The following is a 3,748-nucleotide window of genomic DNA, read 5'->3' on the forward strand; positions in this document are numbered from 1 at the left end:
CCCGACGGGGCGGGGTTCAGCAGAAGCCGGCGATGCCCGCCCAGGCGTGCTCGTTCTCGGGCGCGCCCCTGCGCTGGATCGTGGCCTCGATCAGGCCGAACGGGCGGTCCGCCGCGTAGTGCGTCTCGTTGTTGTTCGGCAGGTCGCAGAACCCGAGGTCGTAGACGAAGTGGTGCTTGTTGGGGCAGGAGAACTTGATCTCGTCGATCTCGGGGTGCGCCTCGATGACGGCCCTGCCCATGAGGTAGAGGGTCTCCTGCAGCGCCCGGGAGTAGTGGTCGGTGAACTTGCTCAGGATGATCTTCTTGACGTCCTCGTAGACGGCGTCGAAGTCCACGTCGGTCGTGCTGTACCGCCAGCGGGTCGCCACATCCGTGGACATGATCCGGTCCTCGGTCTCCGGGAGGGTCGTGTACTTGTCCTTGGGGTAGCCCGTGAAGCCGGACCGGGTGGACTTCAGGACGGTCAGGTCCTTGAACCCGGAGATGACGGTCCGCGATCCGCCCTCGGCCACGACCACCGCGGTGCGCACCTCGTCCTTGTGCTGCACGAAGCAGTGGTCGTGGTCGTCGATCCGGTTCCAGGCGTGCTCCTGGGCGGCCCAGCGGCCACCGGTGATCCACTCGAACTCGTCGGTGAAGTGGTCGGCGAGCTGGAGCAGCAGCGCCTCAGGGGAGTCGATCCCGTACTGCTGCGCGAAGGCGAAGACGGTGTTCTTCTGGGTGTCGGTCGGCACGCAGTGGCTGTTGTCGCCCTCCGTGTGCACGGCCTCGAGGTCGCCGCGCAGCTGCGAGGTGACCACGAGGTCGCGGATCTCGTGGCGGTCGGTGCCGCGGTCGATCCGGACGACGTGGTTCTCGGCCTTGCCGTACTGGTTCCTGCCCAGGACGACGGTGTCCGCGGTCTTCTCGGTGGTCTGATCCGTGCTGACGTCGGTCATGACGTTTCTCCTCGCACTCAAGGTGTCTGCTGATCGGGACGGTCGGAGACGGGCGGGCCCGTCAACTCCTGGGTCAACTGCCCCGGTAGGTGGAAAAGGCGAACGGGCTCAGCAGGAGCGGCACGTGGTAGTGCCTCTCCTCGGCCTGCACCGTGAAGTTCACCGTCACGAACGGGTAGAACGTCGGCTGGTTCCTGCCGGCGAAGTACTCGCCCGTGGCGAAGGTGATCCGGTAGTCGCCGGATTCCAGGGTCTCTGGGCCCAGTTCGGGCACGCGGCCGTCGGCGTCCGTCTCGGCGGCCGCGATGGAGGTGCCGTCGGCGGTCTCGAGGGCCACGGCGATCCCCCGGGCGGGGGTGCCGGTGACGGAGTCGAGGACGTGGGCGGTGACATAGCTCATGGGGTGACGAGTCCTTCGAGTCGGAGGAGCGCGATCTGGCGCAGCTGGTCGGCGACCACGGCCCGTTCCGTCCCGGGGTCGTGGGTCATGCGGGCGGAGAGCTGCTCGAGGATCTCCTCGGGGGTGCGTCCCGCGGCACGGATGAGGAACACCTGGCCGAACCGCTCCTCGTAGGCGAGGTTGCCCTCGCGCAGGCGCTGCTGGACGTCGGTGTCCGAGGGGTCGACCGCGGACTGCTCCGCCCGGGAGAAACCGGCTTCCCGGTGGGAGCCCTCGGCGCGCTCGCCGATGCGGGGATGGTGCGAGAGCGCGCGCTCGACCTCCTCGGGCGTGAACGGCGCCGCCGCGGTGCGGGCCATCCCGAGCAGGGCATCATGGTGCCAGTAGGGCCGGGCGTCGACCACCGCGTCCAGCCAGCGCGGGATGTCGAGGGCGGGACGGATCGCCTCGACCGCCGTGGGCCTGCTGAGGGAGTTGAACTCGGTGAGATGCATGTGCTCCGCCTTCGACCCTTCTGTAATTCCATAATGTGGAAGAAGATTTCCGATATGTATAGTGAAGTGGATCACTAGGACGAAGTCAATGGTTTCATCCTCCTGTTACCGACTTTTTGCAAGAGGGTGCCGCGCGTGAAACTTCCGTTTCACGCGCGGGGCGACAGGATCGCGGCGATGTGGAGGGAGCGTGGGATGGACGGAGCAGGGGGCCGGTGCGAGGATCCGGGCGCGGCGGGAAAGGTGCTCGTCGTGACGGGAGCCGGTTCGGGGATCGGCCGGTCCGTGGCGCGCGCCTTCCTGGCTGCGGGCTGGGTGGTGGTGCTGAGCGGCCGGCGGTCCGACGCCCTGGTGGAGACCGCCGCGGGGGCCCCGGGGGCCCGGATCGTCCCGATGGACGTGGCGGACGCCGAGAGCGTGTCCTCGGCCTTCCGGGAGATCGAACGGTCGACCGGGCGCATCGACGTGCTGTTCAACAACGCGGGGACCTTCGGGCCCCGCGGCGAGGCGGACGAGGTCGACCCCGAGGAGTGGCGGCGCACGCTGCAGGTCAACCTGACCGGGACGTTCCTGTGCTCGGCGCAGGCCGTCCGGATCATGAAGCAGCAGCGCCCCCGGGGCGGGCGGATCATCAACAACGGCTCGATCTCCGCGCACGCGCCCCGGCCGCTGTCCGCGGCCTACACCGCGAGCAAGCACGCCGTCACCGGCCTGACCCGGTCCCTGGACCTGGACGGCCGCCCCTACGGCATCACCTGCGGGCAGATCGACATCGGCAACGCGGCCACGGAGCTGCTGGCGGGCCTGGGCACGAACGGCGGTGCGCTGCAGGCGGACGGCACGCTCCGCCCGGAGCCCAGCTTCCCCGTCGAGGAGGTGGGGCGGGCGGTGCTGATGATGGCCGAGCTGCCGGCCTCCGCCTCGGTGAACTCGCTCGTCCTCACCGCCTCGGGGATGCCCTTCGCCGGCCGCGGGTGACGTCCTGGGGACGGCCGAAGGGCTCCCTCGCGCCGTGCGGGGAAGCCCTTCGGGTCGTGGGCGCGGTCGTCAGCCGGCGAGCCGGCGCCGGAGATCTGCCACGTGGCCCTCGGCCCGGACGGCGTACTCCGCGGAGCTCACGGTGCCGTCCTGCTCGACCACGAACGTCGAGCGGAGCGGGCCGACCACGGTCTGTCCGTCGACGGTCTTCTCGCCCCACGCGCCCCAGGCCCGGGCGGTCGCCGAGTCCGCATCGGAGAGCAGGGGGTAGGGGAGGTGGTGCTCCTCGGCGAACTCCCGCAGCGTCGCGGGGTCGTCCCCCGAGATCCCGAGCACGGTGGCCCCGAGCGCCTCGAGGGAGGCGAGGTTGTCCCGGAAGTCGCACGCCTCGGACGTGCACCCGGGGGTGAAGGCCTTGGGGTAGAAGTAGACGATCACCCGGCGGTCGCGCAGCCCGGAGAGCCGCACCTGCCGGTCCTCGTGGTCGGTGAGCGTGAAGTCGGGGGCCTGCCGGCCGGTCTGGATCTGCGGTGCCATGGGTGCTCCTGGGTGCGGTCGTCGGCGCGGGGCCGGGTGAAGCTGCGGGGTGGCGGGTGCCGGGCGGTGGGGCCGGGTGGCGCTACGGGTGCCGGGCCGAGAGGCGGCCCACCGCGGCCCCGACGCAGGCCGAGGTCACCGCGAGCACCCACAGCGGGGCGGGGCGGGCGGCGGTGTGCGCGGGCAGCGCCAGGTCCGGGTCGCAGTCGGCACCGGTGTAGCTGAAGAAGGACGCGTGGGCCGTGGAGGCCGGGCTGGCATTCATGGTGGCTCCCTCGAATTCGTGATACGGAATCAGAATTCCGTATCACGAAATCTATCGGCGGCAGGAAGGGGCGTCAAGAGGGTCCGGGCCGTCCGGGGCGCAGGGTGGGTGCGCGGGGCCCGGGCCGTTGTCCG

At 70.4% G+C, this 3,748-nt stretch carries 6 protein-coding genes; 1 reads left to right on the forward strand and 5 read right to left on the reverse strand.

Annotated elements, in window-relative coordinates:
• Nucleotides 1–16 precede the first annotated feature (16 nt).
• From pucL to uraD, 3 genes are all read right to left on the reverse strand, one after another.
• Nucleotides 17–940: a factor-independent urate hydroxylase gene (pucL, locus tag ACH9D3_RS08370; RefSeq protein ID WP_396410571.1), complete on the reverse strand. Its 924-nt coding sequence runs from the start codon at nucleotides 938–940 to the stop codon at nucleotides 17–19.
• Nucleotides 941–1,013: 73 nt separating this feature from the next.
• Nucleotides 1,014–1,340, reverse strand: coding sequence for a hydroxyisourate hydrolase (gene uraH / locus ACH9D3_RS08375; RefSeq protein ID WP_396410572.1), 327 nt, complete (start codon nucleotides 1,338–1,340; stop codon nucleotides 1,014–1,016).
• A complete protein-coding gene (uraD, locus tag ACH9D3_RS08380) occupies nucleotides 1,337–1,834 on the reverse strand; it encodes a 2-oxo-4-hydroxy-4-carboxy-5-ureidoimidazoline decarboxylase (protein WP_396410573.1) in 498 nt (165 codons plus the stop codon). The genes uraH and uraD overlap by 4 nt, the downstream gene beginning before the upstream one ends.
• A 195-nt stretch (nucleotides 1,835–2,029) precedes the next feature.
• Between uraD and ACH9D3_RS08385 the strand changes: the two genes are divergently transcribed.
• A complete protein-coding gene (locus ACH9D3_RS08385) occupies nucleotides 2,030–2,812 on the forward strand; it encodes an SDR family NAD(P)-dependent oxidoreductase (protein ID WP_396410574.1) in 783 nt (260 codons plus the stop codon).
• Nucleotides 2,813–2,881: 69 nt separating this feature from the next.
• Here ACH9D3_RS08385 and ACH9D3_RS08390 read toward each other — a convergent pair whose 3' ends face one another.
• Nucleotides 2,882–3,349, reverse strand: a complete 468-nt coding sequence (locus ACH9D3_RS08390; protein WP_396410575.1) for a redoxin domain-containing protein — start codon at nucleotides 3,347–3,349, stop codon at nucleotides 2,882–2,884.
• Nucleotides 3,350–3,431: 82 nt separating this feature from the next.
• Entirely contained in the window at nucleotides 3,432–3,614 is a 183-nt protein-coding gene (locus ACH9D3_RS08395; protein WP_396410576.1) for a hypothetical protein, read from the reverse strand.
• Nucleotides 3,615–3,748: the final 134 nt, after the last annotated feature.

The organism is Kocuria kalidii (assembly GCF_044462225.1).
Taxonomy (GTDB): Bacteria; Actinomycetota; Actinomycetes; order Actinomycetales; family Micrococcaceae; genus Kocuria; species Kocuria kalidii.

What these genes read in the sequence shown, in the direction of transcription:
- pucL (WP_396410571.1), bottom strand. Translation starts at nt 940, where the DNA reads ATGACCGACGTCAGCACGGATCAGACCACCGAGAAGACCGCGGACACC.
- ACH9D3_RS08385 (WP_396410574.1), top strand. Translation starts at nt 2,030, where the DNA reads ATGGACGGAGCAGGGGGCCGGTGCGAGGATCCGGGCGCGGCGGGAAAG.
- uraD (WP_396410573.1), bottom strand. Translation starts at nt 1,834, where the DNA reads ATGCATCTCACCGAGTTCAACTCCCTCAGCAGGCCCACGGCGGTCGAG.
- ACH9D3_RS08390 (WP_396410575.1), bottom strand. Translation starts at nt 3,349, where the DNA reads ATGGCACCGCAGATCCAGACCGGCCGGCAGGCCCCCGACTTCACGCTC.
- uraH (WP_396410572.1), bottom strand. Translation starts at nt 1,340, where the DNA reads ATGAGCTATGTCACCGCCCACGTCCTCGACTCCGTCACCGGCACCCCC.
- ACH9D3_RS08395 (WP_396410576.1), bottom strand. Translation starts at nt 3,614, where the DNA reads ATGAATGCCAGCCCGGCCTCCACGGCCCACGCGTCCTTCTTCAGCTAC.